Raw genomic sequence first — 16,856 nt, 5'->3', positions numbered from 1 at the left:
CCGACCTTCCCGATTCATCGCATGATCAAGCTCATCGTCGGCCTCGGCAATCCCGGGGCGGAATACGAGGCCACGCGGCATAACGCCGGCTTCTGGCTCGTCGACCAACTCGCCCGCATGGGCAGCACAACGCTGCGCGTGGAGGGCCGCTTCCACGGCCTGGCCGGCCGCGCCCGGCTCTGGGACCAGGACATCTGGCTGCTCAAGCCGTCCACGTTCATGAACCGCTCCGGGCTCGCCGTGGTGTCGCTGGCGCGCTTCTACAAGATCCTGCCGGACGAGATCCTGGTCGCGCACGACGAGATGGACCTGCCTGCGGGCGCGGTCAAGCTCAAGCGCGGCGGCGGCGCAGGCGGGCACAACGGGCTCAAGGACATTGCCGCGCACCTGACCACCCAGGAGTACTGGCGCCTGCGGCTCGGCGTGGGCCATCCGCGCAATGCGCCGGGCGGCGCCGGGGCGGGCCGCGAGGATGTGGTCAACTATGTGCTCAAGCCGCCACGCAAGGAAGAGCAGGAAGCCATCGACACGGCGATCGACCGCAGCATCGGCCCGCTGGGGCTGCTGGCGCGTGGCGAGAACGAGCGCGCGATGATGGAGCTGCACACGGGCAAGTGAAGGGTATCTTCCGGCCCAGTGTCAGCAGGCAATAAAAAACCCCGCGATGCGGGGTTTTTTATATGCCGGACAACCCGGAACGGGTACGGGCCGAGTGCTGAATAATGCTCAAGCCGCATGCCGCGCGGCGGTCAGCAGCCGGTAGCGCTGCATCAGCACCTCCTGGGACTCCACGCGGTTCGGGTCCTTCGGAATGCAAGCCACCGGGCATACCTGCTGGCATTGCGGTTCGTCGAAGTGGCCGACGCACTCGGTGCACTTGTTGGGGTCGATCTCGTAGATCTCGGGCCCCATCGAAATTGCTTCGTTCGGGCACTCGGGCTCACAAACGTCGCAGTTGATGCAGTCGTCAGTGATCAATAGCGCCATGATATTTCCTTCCTGCGACCCGCCCGCGCCCGACTGGCCGCGTCGGCGGGTTCGAAGGCTCCATTCTATTCCGCTTTGCCGATCTTCTCTTGCAGCCAGCGCTCCACCGAGGGGAATACGAACTTGCTGACATCGCCGCCCAGCACGGCAATCTCGCGCACGAAGGTGCCCGAGATGAACTGGTACTGGTCCGAGGGGGTCAGGAACATCGTTTCCACGTCCGGCAGCAGGTAGCGGTTCATGCCGGCCATCTGGAACTCGTACTCGAAATCCGACACCGCGCGCAGGCCGCGCACGATCACGCGCGCATTGTTCTTGCGCACGAAGTCCTTGAGCAGGCCCGAGAAGCCTTCCACGCGCACGTTGGGATAGTGCCCGAGCACTTCCTTCGCGATACCGATGCGCTCCTCCAGCGAGAAGAACGGGCGCTTGTTGGGGCTGTGCGCCACGCCGACCACCAGCTCGTCGAAGATATTCGACGCGCGACGGACGAGATCCTCGTGTCCCCGGGTCATGGGATCGAATGTACCGGGATAGACCGCGACGACCATATTTCCTCCTTTGGGGTGCCCGCTGCCGGCCTTGTGGCCGATCGATGGATTCTGGCTGCGTGACGAGCGTTGAACAAACAACAGCGGCGTAGTGTAACGCCAAATGCGGCATTTGGAAGTCCATCCACAGGCTTTCTGCGGCGTTGCAGCACGCCCGCAAACGCTTGCCCGGCGCGGCAACTCGTCGTACGACTACCCTGCTTCGCCCTGCCCCGGCACCTTGTGCTGGAGCAGGTGGAAGTGCACCGCGCCCGCGCGGGCCTGCCGCACGATCTCGAGCGAGGCCGGCACCGGCGCATCGGGCCCGATCAGCGCGTGGTCGGTCTCCACATAGACCGCGCCACCCGGCCGCGACAGCCGTGCTGCATGCTCGAGCGCCGGCCCGAGCCAGTCCTCGGCGAACGGCGGGTCCAGGAAGATCACGTCGAAGCTGGCGCCCGGCATCTGCGCGGCCACGGCGAAGGCGTCGCCCTGGATCACCTTGACCTGCTCGGCGTCGAACCGGTACTGATTGTCGCGCAACTGGCGCGCCACACGCGGGTTGGCCTCCACCAGCGTGACGGCCGCCGCGCCACGGGACGCCGCCTCGAAGCCAAGTGCGCCGGAGCCGGCAAACAGGTCGAGGCAGGTCATCCCGGACATGTCCTGGCCGAGCCAGTTGAACAGGGTTTCCCGAACGCGGTCAGGCGTGGGCCGCAGCCCTTCGGCCTCGAGGACCGGCAGCAGCGAGCGCTTCCAGCGCCCGCCAATGATGCGGACCTGCGCCGGCGCCTGGCGAGGGGAGGGGGAAGCAGATCGCCCGCGCGGTGCGGGCGATGGTTTGGTGCGCGAATTCATGCCGTGATTGTAGAGCCTGCCGCGCCCCGCCACACCCTCTGGCGGCTGCGCGGCTTCACAATCAGAATCGTCTCAACGATCGATGCTGCGCCAACCCGGCGCCAAGTTAGCGCCAACTCAGGGTTGCACCGGGCCGCCCACGATGACCGTGGCCATGGCATCCGGATGCACGTGCTTCTGGAAAGCCGCCCGCACCTGCTCGCGCGTGACCTTGCCGATCTGCGCCGTCCAGGTGTCGAGATAGTCGAGCGGCAGGCCGTACCAGCCGATGTTCGCCACGTTGGTCAGCAGCTTGCGGTTGCTGTCGATGCGCAGCGGGAAGCCATTGACGAGGTTGTCCTTGGCGGCGCGCAGTTCGGCGTCGGTCGGGCCGGTCTGCACGTACTGCTTCAGGATCTCGCGCACCAGCCGCAGCGCCTCGTCGGTGTTCTCCTTCTTGGTCTGGAGCGTGATGCCGAACGGCCCGGGCTGCTTCGCCGGCGCGAAATAGCTGTCCACGCCGTAGGTCAGCCCGCGCTTCTCGCGCACCTGGTCAGTCAACCGCGAACTGAACCCGCCGCCGCCGAGCACGTAGTTGCCCACCAGCAGGGCGAAGTAGTCGGGGTCGCCGCGCGCGATGGCCGGCTGGCCCATCGCCACGCTGGCCTGCTGCGCCGGATGGGGGATGCGCTTCTCGCTGCCCGGAATCGTCATCTGCACGTCCGGCACCTTGGGCGCGGCCACGCCGTCGGGGAGGCCGCGCGTCAGGTCTTCGGCGATCTGCTCGGCCTGCTTGCGGTCGATGGCGCCGATCAGCGTGACCACGGCGCGCTTGGCGGTGTAGTTGTCGCGCCAGAACTTCAGCAGGTCATCACGCGAGATGGCGGCCACCGATTCCGGCGTGGCCGACACTCCGTACGGATGGTTCGGATACACGGCCTTCGACAGCGTCTTGTCGGCGATCACGCCGGGACGCGAGTCGCCCTCGCGGATCGCGGTAATCAGGCGCTGCTTCTCGCGCTCGACCACGGCCGCCGGATAGGTCGGCGCCTTGATCAGCTGCCCGGCCAGCCGTAGTGACTGCTCACGTTCGGGCGAGGCGGTCAGCGTGCGCAGGCCGATGCCGCCACGGTCGCCGCCAGCCGCGCCGCCAAAATCGGCACCCGTGTCGGCGAAGGCATCGGCCACCTGGGCTTCATTGCGCGCGGGCTGGCCGTCCTGGGCGGCCGCGCCCTTGTCGAGCAGCGCGGCGGTCAGCGTGGCCAATCCGGCCTTGCCGGGCGGGTCGTAGCGGCCGCCGGCGTCGAAATCGATATTGACATCGAGCATCGGAATCGACGGACTCGGCACGAAGAACACCTTCGCGCCGGTGGAGGCCGTCCAGTTCTCGATGGGCAGCGCGGCCTGGGCCACGGAGCCGGCCAGGAGGGCAATCGCCCCGCAGGCCACCCCGGCCAGCCGGCGCACCATCCGTGGCGAGGCAATCGTCATGACGGACAAGGACATCGTGGCTCCTCAGTGACGCAGCCCTTCCGGGGCGGCAGTCTTGGGCTTGTTGGGGTCGATCGGCTGCGGCACCAGCGTGGCCACGGTCAGGTTGTCATCGTTGAAATACTTTGCCGCCACGGCTTGCACCTGGGCTGGCGTGACTTCCTTGATCTTGTCGAGCATGCGGTCGATCTGGCGCCACGAGATGCCGGAGATCTCAGCCGTGCCGATCTCCATGCCCTGGCCGAATACCGAGTCGCGCTTGTAGATCTGGCCCGCCACCACCTGCGCCTTGACGCGCTTCAGCTCTTCCTCGGACACGCCGTTCTTCGCGATGCGCTGGATTTCCTCGCGCAGGGCTTTTTCGATCTCGTCCGTGGTGTGGCCGTTGGCCGGGGTGCCGTCGAGCACGAACAGCGATTCGCCGCGATTGATGCTGTCGTAGCCCACGTTCACGTCGTCGGCCAGGCGCTGCTCGCGCACCAGTTCGCGGGTCAGGCGGGCGTTGTCGTAGCCGTTCAGCACGGCGGACAGCACCTCCAGCGCGTACGGATCGACATCCTTCTCCACGTCATGCAGGCGCGGCACCTTGTAGGCCATGACCATGTACGGGTTCTCGGCCGGCGCCTTGACCCAGATGCGCTTGATGCCCTTCTGGGTAGCCTCGAGCTGGGTCTTGCGCAGCGGCAGCGCGCGCGGCTTGAGCTTGCCGTAGTAGCGTTCGGCCAGCGCGCGCACCTCGTCCGGCTTGACGTCGCCGGTCACCACCAGCAGCGCGTTGTTCGGCACGTACCAGGCCTTGTACCAGGCCTGCACGTCCTCCACGCGCATGTTGACGAGGTCATCCATCCAGCCGATCACCGGATGCCGGTAGGCGGCGGCGGTGTAGACCGTGGCCAGTAGCTGCTCGTAGACGGTGCCGCGCGGGGAGTCGTCGGTGCGCAGGCGGCGCTCCTCCATCACGACTTTCATCTCGCGGTCGAATTCGTCCTTCTTGATGATGAGGTTGGCCATGCGGTCGGCCTCCAGCTCCATCATCCTCGGCAGGTACTGCTTGGCGATCTGCTGGTAGTAGAGCGTGAAATCGCGGTTGGTCATGGCGTTCTCGCGACCGCCGAGCATGGCGATCTGGCGCGAGAACTCGCCCACCGGCACCTTCGGCGTGCCCTTGAACATCATGTGTTCGAGCATGTGGGCCACGCCCGTGGTGCCGCTCACCTCGTCGATGCCGCCCGTGCGGTACCAGATCTGGTGCGCCACGGTGGGCGCGCGATGGTCTTCCTTGACGATCACGCGCATGCCGTTGGAGAGCTGGAATTCGGTGGTGCCCGCCTGGGGCTGGCCCACCGCGGAAGCGGTCCGCGCTCCGGAAGGCGGGCCCTGCGGCGTGGGCGCGGTGGTCTGGGCCATCGCCGCGCCACTAAATCCGGCGAATCCGCCAAATCCGGGCAATCCTGACAGGCCGGAGAAGGCGAAAGCAGCAACCAGTGTGGGAAGGACGCGCCGCGAGAGGCGGGCGGTGGGCATTGATCGGATTCGGGCGGCGCCCGCTCCGGACAAGACAGCGCAATGGTTCATGCGACCCCGTCTGCTAGAATTTTGGCGATTGATTCTACCGGGGTATTGACCCCTTTCCCTAATGTTTAGTTTCTGGAAGAAGCGCAAGGCCGAGCCGGCCCCTGCGCCCGCCGAGCCGCCGGCTGCCGAGCCGACGCCGGCCATCACGCCGGCACCGGTGGCCTCGCCCACCGCTGCCCCCCAACCCCAGCCGTCGCCCAGCCCGGCGCCGGCGCCCTTGCCTGTCCCCGCTCCAGCTCCAACGCCTGCCCCGGTTCCGGTCCCCGTGCCGGTGCCTGTTCCTGTTCCGGTGCCTGTCCCTGTCCCGGTTCCGGCCCCCGCACCTGCCCCGGCTCCCGCTCCGGTGCCTGCCCCGGTGCCCGTGCCGGTCCCGGTTCCCGCCCAAGTGCCGCCTCCGCCGCCGGCGCCGGTCGCCTATGAGCCGCCGGTTGTCGAGGAACTCGAACTAACGCCGCCGCCAACCCAGACCGCCGAGGCCAAGCGTGGCTGGATGACGCGCCTGCGTGCCGGGCTGTCGAAGACGAGCCGAAACCTCGGCACGCTGTTCGTCGGCGTGAAGGTGGACGAGGCCCTGTTCGAGGAACTCGAAACCGCGCTGCTGATGGCCGACGCCGGCGTCGAAGCCACCGAGTTCCTGCTCGGCGAACTGCGCCGCCGCGTGAAGAACGAGCGCCTAGAGACCGCCGAAGCCGTGAAGATCGCCCTGCGCGAGCTGCTGACCGACCTGCTGCGCCCGCTCGAGAAGACCATGGAACTGGGCCGCGAGCAGCCGCTGGTGATGATGATCGCGGGCGTGAACGGCGCCGGCAAGACCACCAGCATCGGCAAGCTCTGCAAGCACTTCCAGGCCTACCACCAGTCGGTGCTGCTGGCGGCCGGCGACACCTTCCGCGCCGCCGCGCGCGAGCAACTGACGATCTGGGGCGAGCGCAACAACGTCACCGTGGTCGCCCAGGAAGGCGGCGACCCGGCGGCAGTGATCTTCGATGCCGTGAACGCGGCGCGCGCGCGCAAGATCGACATCGTGATGGCGGACACCGCGGGGCGCCTGCCCACGCAGCTGCATCTGATGGAAGAACTGAAGAAGGTGAAGCGCGTGATCGGCAAGTCGATGCCGACGGCCCCGCACGAGGTGCTGCTGGTGATCGACGCCAACACCGGGCAGAACGCCCTGTCCCAAACCCGCGCCTTCGACGACGCGCTGGGCCTGACCGGCCTGATCGTGACCAAGCTGGATGGCACGGCCAAGGGCGGCATCCTCGCCGCCATCGCCCGGCAGCGCCCGGTGCCGGTGTACTTCATCGGCGTGGGCGAGAAGGTGGAAGATCTTCAACCATTCAAGGCTGACGAATTCGCTGAAGCACTACTCGGTTGAGCACGGCTGGCTTTGGCCAGCTTCCCCTGCAAAACCAGCATGGCGAGCCCCCGGGCTCGCCATTTTCGTTTTATCGCTAGCGCCTCGCTGCGACTTGCCCCTCCGGCAGGCCCGTTTGGCTGCCGGAAGGGGCCGGACTAGCTGCGTGGCCAACGTTGACTGACATCAACCGTCGTCCCAGGGATGGCTGCTGCAATGGCTCGCCCCCCGGCATTCTTCACCTGAGGACGAGAACCATGAATGGAACGTTGAAGCCACGCAGGATGCGCGCCTGGCTCGGATCGCTTTGCGTCGCCACGCTGATGGCGGCGTGCGGCGGCGATGACAATGGCGGCGGAGGCGGAGGCACCGGCAAGGTCGATCCGCCGCCCGTGCCGCGCCAGACCATCGCCCTGTCGGGCCAGGTCTACCAGGCCGCCGGCGGGGGCAATCCCCACGGCCATGCCGCCGATGTCACCGTCAAGGTGTCCGGCGCCGATGGCAAGGCCGTGGTCGCGCAGGGCGCCACTTCGGCCAGCGGCGACTTTGCCGCGCTCGCGGTGCCAGCCGGCAATGCCGTGGTGCGGCTGTCGAAGACCGGCTACGTCGAGCAGGTGGTGCCGGTGACCGCCACGCGCGACGCACGCATCGAGGCCACGCTGCTGCCCGTCGGCACGACCCTCTCCGCGCCGGGCTTCCAGTCCGGCGGCACCTTTGCCGGCGGCGATGGCGCCAGCGTCACGGTGGCCCCCGGGTCGTTCGTGACCCCTGACGGCAAGCCGGTCAGTGGCACTGTGCAGATTGACATCACGCCCTACAGCGCGGCCGGCAATCCGGAAGGCTTCCCGGGCACGCCGTACCTGCGCCAGGACGGCGTGGACGGCATCATGGTCAGCATGGGCATGGCCGATTTCTCGTTCTCGCAGAACGGCCAGCCGCTGAAACTGGCGCCCGGCAAGACCGCGCGGATCTCCATCCCGCTCTATGCCGCCACCACGCCGGACGGCAGACTGCTCAAGCCGGGCGATACCGTGCCGGTCTGGAGCATGGACGACAGCACCGGCCAGTGGCGGCAGGCCACCGGCATCTCGGGCGTTGTCGTGGCATCGCCCGACAGTCCCACCGGGCTGGCGATGCAGGCCGATGTCGATCACTTCAGCTGGTGGAATTGCGACTACTTCCGGACCACCCGCGCCATGCGCATCAAGGTGCTCGATCCAGCCGGCGTGCCCTACTCTGGCCAGGCGTACCTGACCGCCACGTTCACCGAGGCGCCCGGGGGCTATGCCACCAGCGGCCACGCCGCGATCACGCTGGACGCCGGTATCACGTCCGTGTCCGTGCCGGACGATGCGGTCGACGGCAGGTTCTCGGTGCGCATCGGCAACCTCGGCGGCGGCGCAACCGTGAACAAGCTGCAATGGCGCGCAACCGACGAAGTGGTAGTGCGCCTGTCCGGGCTGCCCCAGATTGACTTGACACCCGGTACCGGATCGCTGGTGTTCTTCGATGCCGACAAGGCCGGCGGCAAGACCATCCAGTTCGCGCTCGCCACGCGCAACCTTGGTACGACGCCCCTGGAATGGCTGGTCGATGGTGTGCCCGGCGGCAACCCGGCAGTCGGCACGATTTCGGCCAGCGGGCGCTACCGCTCTCCGCGCGGCGCCGATCTGGACGCTGTACTGAACACCGGCGGCCGGCAGGTCTCGATCACCGTGCGCAGCACGGCCGACCATCTGGTCATGCGCCAGGCATCGGTGACGCTGGAGGCGCCGACGATCGTCATCGTCGGGCGACGCTATGGCGCAGGCGGCCGCACCACCGACGACATGACCACCTACACCGATGACAGCGGCTTGCACAGCCTGCCGACCTACCCGGTCCACAACCTGCACGACGACACCTTCCAGGCCTACTTCGGCAATGCAGGCCATCCGTTGCGGTCGGTGCAGTGGGAGCTCTCGTGCGGCATGGACATCAACTACGGCGTGAGCGACTGCGCCCCGTGGGCGCCGGGCGCTGCCATAGCCGCCGATGGCACGCTGACCATGCCCGATGTGTCGCCCATCATCCCGCCCGATCACACGATGGACCTCGTCGTCGGGGCGAGCTACGGCGTGCCGTCGCTCTGGCTGCGCGCCACCTCGGCCGACAAACCCGGTCTGCGCGGCGTCATGCAGCTCAAGGTGGTGCCGGTGGCAGACCCGGTGGGCGACAAGGTGGAGATCGTCTTGCCACTGGGCCTATCCACGCCCGGCGCGGCGGCGTCCGGGGCCGATGTGCCTAACGGCCAATACGTGGTCACCGACGGCCAGCTTGCGGTCCGCAGCACCGCCCCCGCGCTCGATGTCACGGCCCCCGTCACCTGGAGCCTCGTGTGCCTGACGAGAAGCGGCGCATCCTGCGCCTCTACCGCCTGGCGGCCGACGCTCACGCCGGACGGACGCCTGTCCGGCATGGCGGGTCAGCCGGGTCCGTGGAGCGGTGCCTATCTCTACGTGATGGCCGAATGGACGGCTGGCGGCGTCAGCAATCGCCTGACGCGCTGCATCGTCGGGCACGGTGATACGGCCTGCAAGCCGTTGGCCCCATAACCGCCAAATCGGCCAATCGGCCAATCGGCAACAAAAAAGCCCGGCATCGCTGCCGGGCTTCCTGCAAACGTCGGAACCATCCGATAAAAGCGGACTACTCGCTATCCGGCTGCGCCGCCGGCGCGGCCTTCTGGAAGGCTTCCAGCTCCATGCAGGCCGCGTGAATGCGCGCGATCTGTGGGAATCGGTCCAGATCGACGTTGAACCGGTGCGCGTTGAATACCTGCGGCACCAGGCACAGGTCGATCAGCGTCGGCGTGTCGCCAAACGCGTACCGACCCACGCGGCCGATCTGCTGGAGGTTGCCTTCGAGCGAGGCAAAGCCCTGCTCGATCCAGTGCCGGTACCACGCGTCCTTCGCCTCCTCCGCCACGCCCAGCGTGTGCTTGAGGTACTTCAGCACGCGCAGGTTGTTCAGCGGATGGATCTCGCAGGCGATTTCCTGCGCCAGTCCGCGCACGATGGCGCGGTCCAGCGGGTTGGCCGGCAGCAGCGGCGGCTCGGGGTGCGTTTCATCCAGGTATTCGATGATCGCCATCGACTGGATCAGCGGCTTGCCGTCGGCCACGAGCGTCGGCACCACGCCATCGGCGTTGAGCGCGCGATACTCGGGCTTGAGCTGCATGCCGCCTTCCTTGAGCAGGTGCACTCCCGCGTACTCGTACGGCAGGCCCTTCAGTTCCAGCGCGATACGCACGCGGAACGAAGCCGAGCTGCGGAAGTAGCTGTAGAGCTTCAGCATCGGCTCAGGCCACCTTGACGGTCAACTCGCCCACACCCTCGATGCGGCACAGCATGAGGTCGCCCTTCACCACCGGGCCCACGCCTTCGGGCGTGCCGCTGTAGATCAGGTCGCCGGGCTGCAATTCGAACAATTTCGAGAGGTACGACACCATCTCGGGCACCGACCAGATCAGGTCCGACAGATCGCCGCGCTGCTTCTCCACGCCGTTCACCGCCAGCGTGACCGCGCCCTTCTGCGGATGGCCGATCTCGGACACCGGCAGGATCGGGCCGATCGGCGCCGATTTGTCGAATGCCTTGCCGGTCTCCCAGGGGCGGCCGGTCTTCTTCGATTCGTTCTGGAGGTCGCGGCGCGTCATGTCCAGGCCGAGGGCGTAGCCGTAGACGTGGCTGGCGGCCTGCTCGACCGGGATATCCTTGCCACCCTTGCCGATGGCCACCACCAGCTCCACTTCATAGTGGCAATTGCTGGTGCCCGGCGGGTACGGGAAGGTGCCTTCGGTGCCGTCGGCCACGTAGCTCACCGCGTCGGACGGCTTGCAGAAGAAGAACGGCGGTTCACGATCCGGGTCCGAGCCCATTTCGCGCGCATGGGCGGCATAGTTGCGGCCCACGCAATAAACCCGGCGCACGGGAAAGCTTGCGCGGCTACCGCGCACGGGGACGCCAACGGGGGCTTGCGGCTCGAAAACGAACTCGGTCATCCAAACTCTCCAGACTGTTTTTCTGATGGAATCCGCGCCGGCGCGGCGCGGTAGGCCAAAAGCATACACCCATGCGTACGGCCGCATACAGTGGCGAATGAGCACCCTCCCCGCCCGCACGCGGCTGGTGCATTGCACAACTGTGGCGCTGCGGGCCGGCCCGGCCCGCACTAGTTCGCGCAGTCCCTTACCCGCCCATCCATCCGCCGTGCCCCGCCACGGCCCACCGTCCGCACCGACCCCGGGCGGACCCGCCCCGCGCTGCCTCCAGATCGGGATTTCCGGCAGGTTTTCCGCGCGCTTGTGCGCCGCAACGACGCTGGCACGTGGCTTGCGTTATCGCCTGCACGGCCAACGACGGCCGCGTGGTACCGAAGCACGAAGCTCTAAGCACCCGAACTCACAACCTGAACAACGCGTCCGCGCTGTCCACCATGGCACGCGCGGCGGGACAACGGCGTCCTGAACTGCAAGCTGGCGAAGGCGGGCTGCGGGTCGGGACGCCTTTTTCTTTTTTCGGAGCCATCGCCATGCCCTCTCGCCTCAAAGACGCCAAGCCCCTGCCCGCCGCCGTGGTCCCTGCCACTCCCGACGCAGCCCCAGCCAGCCAGAGCCGGCGCCGCGTGCTGGCCACCATCGCCGGGGCCGGCGTGATGACGCTGGTGGATCCGCTGGTGCGCAGCGGCGCCTGGGCGGCCGGCTCCGACGCCCCGGAAAAATCCGAAGTCCGCATCGGCTTCATCCCGCTGACGGACTGCGCCTCGGTGGTCATGGCGTCCACGCTCGGCCTGGACAAGAAGTACGGCATCAAGATCACGCCGAGCAAGGAAGCCAACTGGGCCAGCGTGCGCGACAAGCTCGTCAACGGCGAACTCGACGCCGCCCACGTGCTCTATGGCCTGATCTACGGCGTGCAGCTCGGCATCGGCGGCCCGAAGAAGGACATGGCCGTGCTGATGAACCTGAACCACAACGGCCAGGCCATCACGCTGTCATCGAAACTCGCCGAAAAAGGCGCGAAGGACGGCGCCAGCCTGAAGGCACTGATGATGAAGGAGCGGCGCGACTACGTGTTCGCCCAGACCTTCCCCACCGGCACCCACGCGATGTGGCTCTACTACTGGCTGGCCGCCAACGGCATCAATCCGATGCAGGATGCCAAGGCCATCACCGTCCCGCCGCCGCAGATGGTGGCCAACATGCGCGTGGGCAATATGGACGGCTTCTGCGTGGGCGAGCCGTGGGGCGCGCGCGCCATCGCCGACAAGATCGGATTTACCGTGGAAACCACCCAGGCGATCTGGAAGGACCACCCCGAGAAGACGCTCGGCACCACGGCGGAATTCGTCCAGAAGAACCCCAACACCGCACGGGCGATGGTCGCCGCCATCCTCGAAGCCTCGAAGTTTATCGACGCCTCGACCTCGAACCGCCGCAAGACCGCCGAGACCATCGCCGCCAAGTCCTATGTGAATACCGACATGGACATCATCCTGGACCGCATGTTGGGCCGCTACAGCAACGGCCTGGGCAAGACCTGGGACGACCCCGATTCGATGAAGTTCTACCAGGACGGCGCGGCCAACTACCCGTTCCTGTCCGACGGCATGTGGTTCCTCACGCAGCACAAGCGCTGGGGCCTGCTCAAGGAGCACCCGGACTACCTGGCCGTGGCCAAGCAGGTGAACCGGATCGATATTTTCAAGCAGGCCGCCGCCGCCGCGCAGGTGGCCGTGCCCAAGAGCGATTTCCGCACCGCCAAGCTGATCGACGGCGTGACCTGGGATGCCACCAAGGACCCCAAGGCCTATGCCGATGGATTCAAGATCAAAGCCTGACCTCGTCGTTTCCTTGATGTCCCGCTGCCCTCACCTCAGGAGCCAGACGTGAATGCCATTGCCCACCCCGCGCCGGAAGGCACACCCGCCATGACTTCGGACCTTGTCGACACCGACACCAAGGAGCAAACCCGCCGCCGGGCGGCGCAACTGGCCGCGCAGGAGCGGATGGCCGCCCGCCGCGAGGCGCTTGGCGCCGTCGTACGCAAGACGGTGCCGCCGCTGGTCGGCTTCGTCCTGTTCCTGCTGGTCTGGCACGGCATTGCCACGATGATTCCGGCGATTCCCACGCCGGGCGCCACCTGGAACGCCGCCGTGCCGCTCTTCTCCGATCCGTTCTATCGCAACGGGCCGAACGACCAGGGCATCGGCTGGAACATCCTCGCCTCGCTGGCGCGCGTGGCGGCGGGCTTCGGGCTGGCGGCGGTGGTCGGCATTCCGGCCGGCTTCCTGCTGGGCCGCTTCGCCTTCCTGAATGCAATGGCGGCGCCGGTGATCAGCCTGCTGCGCCCGGTTTCGCCGCTGGCGTGGCTGCCGATCGGGCTGCTGCTGTTCAAGGCGGCCAACCCGGCCGCCATCTGGGCCATCTTCATCTGCTCGATCTGGCCGATGATCATCAACACGGCCGTCGGCGTGACGCGCGTGCCGCAGGACTACCTGAACGTGGCGCGCGTGCTCGATCTATCCGAATGGAAGGTGTTCCGCAAGGTGCTGTTCCCGGCCGTGCTGCCCTACATGCTGACCGGCGTGCGGCTCTCGATCGGCACCGCGTGGCTGGTGATCGTGGCGGCCGAGATGCTCACGGGCGGCACCGGCATCGGCTTCTGGCTCTGGGACGAGTGGAACAACCTCAAGGTGGAGCACATCGTCATCGCCATCTTCATCATCGGCGTGGTGGGCCTGATCCTCGAGCACCTGCTGCTCGCGCTGGCCCGCCGCTTCAGCTACGGCAACAACTGACCGCCCCCCGAAGGAGCCATCGCCATGGAAAAGTTTGTCAGCATCGAGAACGTGGGCCAGACCTTCAAGACGCGCAAGGGGCCGTTCGTGGCCCTGCGCGACATCAACCTGGGCATTGCCGAAGGCGAGTTCATCACGCTGATCGGGCATTCGGGCTGCGGCAAGTCCACGCTGCTGAACCTGATTGCGGGCCTGACCACGCCCACCACGGGCGCGCTGATCTGCGCCGGGCGCGAGATTGCCGGACCGGGGCCGGAGCGCGCCGTGGTGTTCCAGAATCACTCGCTGCTGCCGTGGATGACGTGCTTCGAGAACGTCTACCTGGGCGTGGAGCGCGTGTTCGCCGCCACGGAGAGCCGCGCCCAGCTCAAGGCGCGCACCCAGGACACCCTGGCGCTGGTCGGCCTCACGCACGCCGAGAGCAAGTATCCGCACGAGATCTCGGGCGGGATGAAGCAGCGCGTGGGCATCGCCCGGGCACTGGCCATGTCGCCCAAGGTGCTGCTGATGGATGAGCCGTTCGGCGCGCTGGATGCGCTGACCCGCGCCCACCTGCAGGACGAACTCATCAAGATCGTCGCCCGCACCCAAAGCACCGTGGTCATGGTCACGCACGATGTGGACGAAGCGGTGCTGCTGGCGGACCGCATCGTCATGATGACGAACGGTCCGGCGGCCACGGTGGGCGAGATCCTGAAGGTGGACCTCCCCCGCCCGCGCGACCGCGTGGCGCTGGCCGACGACAAGGGCTACCACGCCTGCCGCACCGCCGTGCTGGACTTCCTCTACCGCAAGCAGCGCAACCCGGCGCTGCGCGAGGCAGCCTGACCCCGGCGGGGATGCGTGGGATGGCGGGCGTGGGCGAAGCCGCCCTGCTCCGCTATCATGAACGGCAGAACGATCCACATATCCCCTCCCGCCATGACATCTGCCGCCCCGACCCTTCCGCCGTTTTCGGCCAGCAAGTACATCAAGGAGATTGGCCGCGGGGTCAATGGCGCCCGGGCGCTGCCCCGCGAGGACGCCCAGGTGCTGTTCGATGCGATGCTGGCCGGCCGCGTCTCCGACATCGAACTGGGCGCCGTGCTGATGGCCTACCGGATCAAGGGCGAGGCGCCGCACGAGCTGGCCGGCATGCTCGAGGCCGCCCACGGACACTGCGCCGCGCTGGCGCCGCCGCCGGACAAGCCCGTGGTCGTCATCCCCAGCTACAACGGCGCGCGCAAGCAGCCGAATCTGGTGCCGCTGCTGGCGCTGCTGCTGGCGCGCGAAGGCGTGCCGACGCTGGTGCACGGCTCGCGCGAGTTCAACGGCCGGGTGACGAGCATGCAGCTGTTCGAGGCGCTCGGCGTGCCGCTCTGCGCCACCACGCAGGCCGCGCAGGACCAGTTGCGCGACGCCGCCAATCCGCTGGCCGTACTGCCGATCGATGTGCTGTCTCCAGCGCTTTCGCGCCTGCTCGACAAGCGTCCGATCATCGGCCTGCGCAATTCCTCGCACACCATCGTCAAGATGCTGCAACCGGTGGGCAGCCACACGCCGGCCGAGGCGCTGCGGCTCTATAGCTACACCCATCCGGAATACCGCGAGACGCTGACCGATTACTTCTCCCACGAGCCTGCCAACGTGCTGCTGGCGCGTGGTACCGAAGGGGAAGTGGTGGCGGATGCCCGCCGCAGCGGCCGCATCGACTGGCTGCACGACGGCCATCAGCGGACGCTGGTCGATCCGGTAGGCGGGTCGATTGGCGACGTGCCCGAACTGCCGCCGGGCACCGACGTCGGCCTGACCGCCGCCTGGATTCGCAAGGTGCTCGATGGCGACGCGCCGGTGCCGGCGCCCATCGCCACGCAGGTAGCGACCATCCAGGACTGCCTGAAGCAGGCCACGCGCGTGGCCTGGACGAGCCCGGTCTGACGATTACGGACGATTACGGACGATTAGAGCCGATTAAGGCCGGCGCGGAGGCAGCGGAATCCGCTCGGTCTCGCCCGGCACGTGCGGGAACTCGTCGTTCTCCCAGCGGCGCGCGGCGTCGTCGATGTCTTCCTTGGTGCTCGCCACGAAGTTCCAGTAGATGAAGCGATGGCCGTCGGTCGGATCGCCGCCCAGCAGCATCACGCGCGCGGCGGTGGTCGCGGTCAGCGTGGCCGGCTCGCCCGGCACCAGCACGGCGAGGTGTTCCCCCGCCAGCGCCTCGCCATCGATCGTCACATCGCCTTCCACCGGATAGAGCCCGCGCTGCACGTGCTCGGGCGGAATCACCAGCGTCGCGCCGGCTTCCATGTCGATGGCCACGTAAAGCGTGCGGCTGTACACGCGGACCGGGGATTCCGCGCCGAAGGCGTCGCCGGCAATCACGATCATCCGCACGCCGGGCAGCTCCAGCTTGGGCAACGTGGCGCCCGGGTGGTGGTGGAACGACGGCGGATCCTTCTCATGCGCCTTCGGCAGCGCCACCCAGGTCTGGATGCCATGCAGCAGCGGACCGGCCTGGCGCGCGGCGTCTGGCGAACGCTCCGAGTGCGTGATGCCGGTGCCGGCGGTCATCCAGTTCACGTCGCCAGGGCGAATCACCTGCTCGCTGCCGAGGCTGTCACGGTGCGTGATCTCGCCTTCGAACAGATACGTCACGGTCGCGAGGCCGATATGTGGATGGGGCCGCACATCCATGCCATTCCCCGGCGGCATCGACACAGGACCGAGGTGATCGAAGAAGATGAAGGGGCCCACGGTCTGCGTGGCGGCGGCGGGCAGCAGGCGGCGGACCGTGAACTCGCCGATGTCCCGCACATGGGGCTTGAGCAAGTGTTCGATGGCAGACATGACAGGACTCCTGGCAATGGGATAACAACGGGAAAACAGCGGAAAGCTGGCCACCAGTGTAGCGAAATGCGCAATACAGCATCCCGAAATCACGATGAAACCGATCGGGGCGAGTTCCCTCTAATCATGGTACGCGACGCTGGCGGCCCGCCAGCCCTTGCCAGACAAGGCGCGGACGCCGCGCCGAGGCCCATTAGACTATCCCAACAACGACATTCATTGTCCGGAACTATCAACCCTATAGAAGCTCTAACTTAGCACTCGCCGAACCTGAGTGCTAATATGCGTTGCAGTGCAGTGACTCTTCCGATTCTGGAATCGAGGCACGCCGGCAACCTACCGCCGGATGCGAAAGGAGCAATAAGCGTGACCGCAGTTCTGTCTGCCGACCCAACCAAGATTTCTGGCCGTCTGCC

General features: G+C 67.2%; 15 protein-coding genes. 7 read left to right on the top strand and 8 right to left on the bottom strand.

Going from position 1 to position 16,856, the window contains the following annotated elements:
- Positions 1–21: 21 nt before the first annotated feature.
- The gene (gene pth, locus BM115_RS06105; RefSeq protein ID WP_092291671.1) at positions 22–618 is read left to right on the top strand and encodes an aminoacyl-tRNA hydrolase; all 597 of its coding nucleotides are present in this window, start codon (positions 22–24) and stop codon (positions 616–618) included.
- A gap of 108 nt (positions 619–726) precedes the next feature.
- On the opposite strand, the gene BM115_RS06100 is transcribed toward pth, so the two are convergent.
- From BM115_RS06100 to BM115_RS06080, 5 genes are all read right to left on the bottom strand, one after another.
- Positions 727–987 (bottom strand): YfhL family 4Fe-4S dicluster ferredoxin, encoded by a 261-nt coding sequence (locus tag BM115_RS06100; RefSeq protein WP_092291669.1) that lies wholly within the window; start codon positions 985–987, stop codon positions 727–729.
- A 65-nt stretch (positions 988–1,052) separates the two neighbouring features.
- On the bottom strand, positions 1,053–1,538 hold the full coding sequence (gene coaD / locus BM115_RS06095; protein ID WP_092291667.1) for a pantetheine-phosphate adenylyltransferase: 486 nt from the start codon (positions 1,536–1,538) through the stop codon (positions 1,053–1,055).
- 192 nt (positions 1,539–1,730) lie between these two features.
- The gene (gene rsmD / locus BM115_RS06090) at positions 1,731–2,375 is read right to left on the bottom strand and encodes a 16S rRNA (guanine(966)-N(2))-methyltransferase RsmD (protein WP_177219859.1); all 645 of its coding nucleotides are present in this window, start codon (positions 2,373–2,375) and stop codon (positions 1,731–1,733) included.
- Between the two features lie 117 nt (positions 2,376–2,492).
- Complete coding sequence (locus BM115_RS06085) at positions 2,493–3,860, bottom strand: M16 family metallopeptidase (protein WP_092291665.1); 1,368 nt, start codon at positions 3,858–3,860, stop codon at positions 2,493–2,495.
- Positions 3,861–3,869: 9 nt separating this feature from the next.
- Positions 3,870–5,420, bottom strand: coding sequence for a M16 family metallopeptidase (locus BM115_RS06080; RefSeq protein WP_092291663.1), 1,551 nt, complete (start codon positions 5,418–5,420; stop codon positions 3,870–3,872).
- Positions 5,421–5,481: 61 nt separating this feature from the next.
- Between BM115_RS06080 and ftsY the strand changes: the two genes are divergently transcribed.
- Together ftsY and BM115_RS06070 are read left to right on the top strand one after the other, a co-directional pair.
- Complete coding sequence (ftsY, locus tag BM115_RS06075) at positions 5,482–6,795, top strand: signal recognition particle-docking protein FtsY (RefSeq protein ID WP_369823469.1); 1,314 nt, start codon at positions 5,482–5,484, stop codon at positions 6,793–6,795.
- Between the two features lie 236 nt (positions 6,796–7,031).
- Positions 7,032–9,368, top strand: coding sequence for a carboxypeptidase-like regulatory domain-containing protein (locus tag BM115_RS06070; protein WP_177219858.1), 2,337 nt, complete (start codon positions 7,032–7,034; stop codon positions 9,366–9,368).
- A gap of 94 nt (positions 9,369–9,462) precedes the next feature.
- Here BM115_RS06070 and maiA read toward each other — a convergent pair whose 3' ends face one another.
- On the bottom strand, positions 9,463–10,107 hold the full coding sequence (gene maiA / locus BM115_RS06065) for a maleylacetoacetate isomerase (RefSeq protein WP_177219867.1): 645 nt from the start codon (positions 10,105–10,107) through the stop codon (positions 9,463–9,465).
- A 7-nt stretch (positions 10,108–10,114) separates the two neighbouring features.
- On the bottom strand, positions 10,115–10,816 hold the full coding sequence (locus tag BM115_RS06060) for a fumarylacetoacetate hydrolase family protein (RefSeq protein ID WP_092291656.1): 702 nt from the start codon (positions 10,814–10,816) through the stop codon (positions 10,115–10,117).
- A gap of 530 nt (positions 10,817–11,346) precedes the next feature.
- On the opposite strand from BM115_RS06060, the gene BM115_RS06055 reads away from it, so the two are divergent.
- The 4 genes from BM115_RS06055 to ybiB all read left to right on the top strand — a co-directional run bounded on the left by BM115_RS06055 (position 11,347) and on the right by ybiB (position 15,531).
- A complete protein-coding gene (locus tag BM115_RS06055; protein ID WP_092291654.1) occupies positions 11,347–12,654 on the top strand; it encodes a CmpA/NrtA family ABC transporter substrate-binding protein in 1,308 nt (435 codons plus the stop codon).
- A 48-nt stretch (positions 12,655–12,702) separates the two neighbouring features.
- Entirely contained in the window at positions 12,703–13,614 is a 912-nt protein-coding gene (gene ntrB / locus BM115_RS06050; protein ID WP_092291652.1) for a nitrate ABC transporter permease, read from the top strand.
- Positions 13,615–13,638: 24 nt separating this feature from the next.
- Positions 13,639–14,442 (top strand): ABC transporter ATP-binding protein, encoded by an 804-nt coding sequence (locus BM115_RS06045; protein ID WP_092291650.1) that lies wholly within the window; start codon positions 13,639–13,641, stop codon positions 14,440–14,442.
- Positions 14,443–14,535: 93 nt separating this feature from the next.
- On the top strand, positions 14,536–15,531 hold the full coding sequence (gene ybiB / locus BM115_RS06040; RefSeq protein WP_092291648.1) for a DNA-binding protein YbiB: 996 nt from the start codon (positions 14,536–14,538) through the stop codon (positions 15,529–15,531).
- Between the two features lie 33 nt (positions 15,532–15,564).
- Here ybiB and BM115_RS06035 read toward each other — a convergent pair whose 3' ends face one another.
- Entirely contained in the window at positions 15,565–16,440 is an 876-nt protein-coding gene (locus BM115_RS06035) for a pirin family protein (protein WP_092291646.1), read from the bottom strand.
- Between the last annotated feature and the right edge of the window lie 416 nt (positions 16,441–16,856).

The organism is Cupriavidus sp. OV096, from assembly GCF_900115455.1.
Classification (GTDB): Bacteria; Pseudomonadota; Gammaproteobacteria; order Burkholderiales; family Burkholderiaceae; genus Cupriavidus.
The sequence above is the reverse complement of the archived record's forward strand: the minus strand, read 5'-3'. Positions and strand labels throughout refer to the sequence as shown.

Excerpts from the sequence above, each read along its gene's own strand:
- pth (WP_092291671.1), top strand. The coding sequence starts at position 22 with ATGATCAAGCTCATCGTCGGCCTCGGCAATCCCGGGGCGGAATACGAG.
- BM115_RS06100 (WP_092291669.1), bottom strand. The coding sequence starts at position 987 with ATGGCGCTATTGATCACTGACGACTGCATCAACTGCGACGTTTGTGAG.
- coaD (WP_092291667.1), bottom strand. The coding sequence starts at position 1,538 with ATGGTCGTCGCGGTCTATCCCGGTACATTCGATCCCATGACCCGGGGA.
- rsmD (WP_177219859.1), bottom strand. The coding sequence starts at position 2,375 with ATGAATTCGCGCACCAAACCATCGCCCGCACCGCGCGGGCGATCTGCT.
- BM115_RS06085 (WP_092291665.1), bottom strand. The coding sequence starts at position 3,860 with ATGTCCTTGTCCGTCATGACGATTGCCTCGCCACGGATGGTGCGCCGG.
- BM115_RS06080 (WP_092291663.1), bottom strand. The coding sequence starts at position 5,420 with ATGAACCATTGCGCTGTCTTGTCCGGAGCGGGCGCCGCCCGAATCCGA.
- ftsY (WP_369823469.1), top strand. The coding sequence starts at position 5,482 with ATGTTTAGTTTCTGGAAGAAGCGCAAGGCCGAGCCGGCCCCTGCGCCC.
- BM115_RS06070 (WP_177219858.1), top strand. The coding sequence starts at position 7,032 with ATGAATGGAACGTTGAAGCCACGCAGGATGCGCGCCTGGCTCGGATCG.
- BM115_RS06060 (WP_092291656.1), bottom strand. The coding sequence starts at position 10,816 with ATGACCGAGTTCGTTTTCGAGCCGCAAGCCCCCGTTGGCGTCCCCGTG.
- BM115_RS06055 (WP_092291654.1), top strand. The coding sequence starts at position 11,347 with ATGCCCTCTCGCCTCAAAGACGCCAAGCCCCTGCCCGCCGCCGTGGTC.
- BM115_RS06045 (WP_092291650.1), top strand. The coding sequence starts at position 13,639 with ATGGAAAAGTTTGTCAGCATCGAGAACGTGGGCCAGACCTTCAAGACG.
- ybiB (WP_092291648.1), top strand. The coding sequence starts at position 14,536 with ATGACATCTGCCGCCCCGACCCTTCCGCCGTTTTCGGCCAGCAAGTAC.
- BM115_RS06035 (WP_092291646.1), bottom strand. The coding sequence starts at position 16,440 with ATGTCTGCCATCGAACACTTGCTCAAGCCCCATGTGCGGGACATCGGC.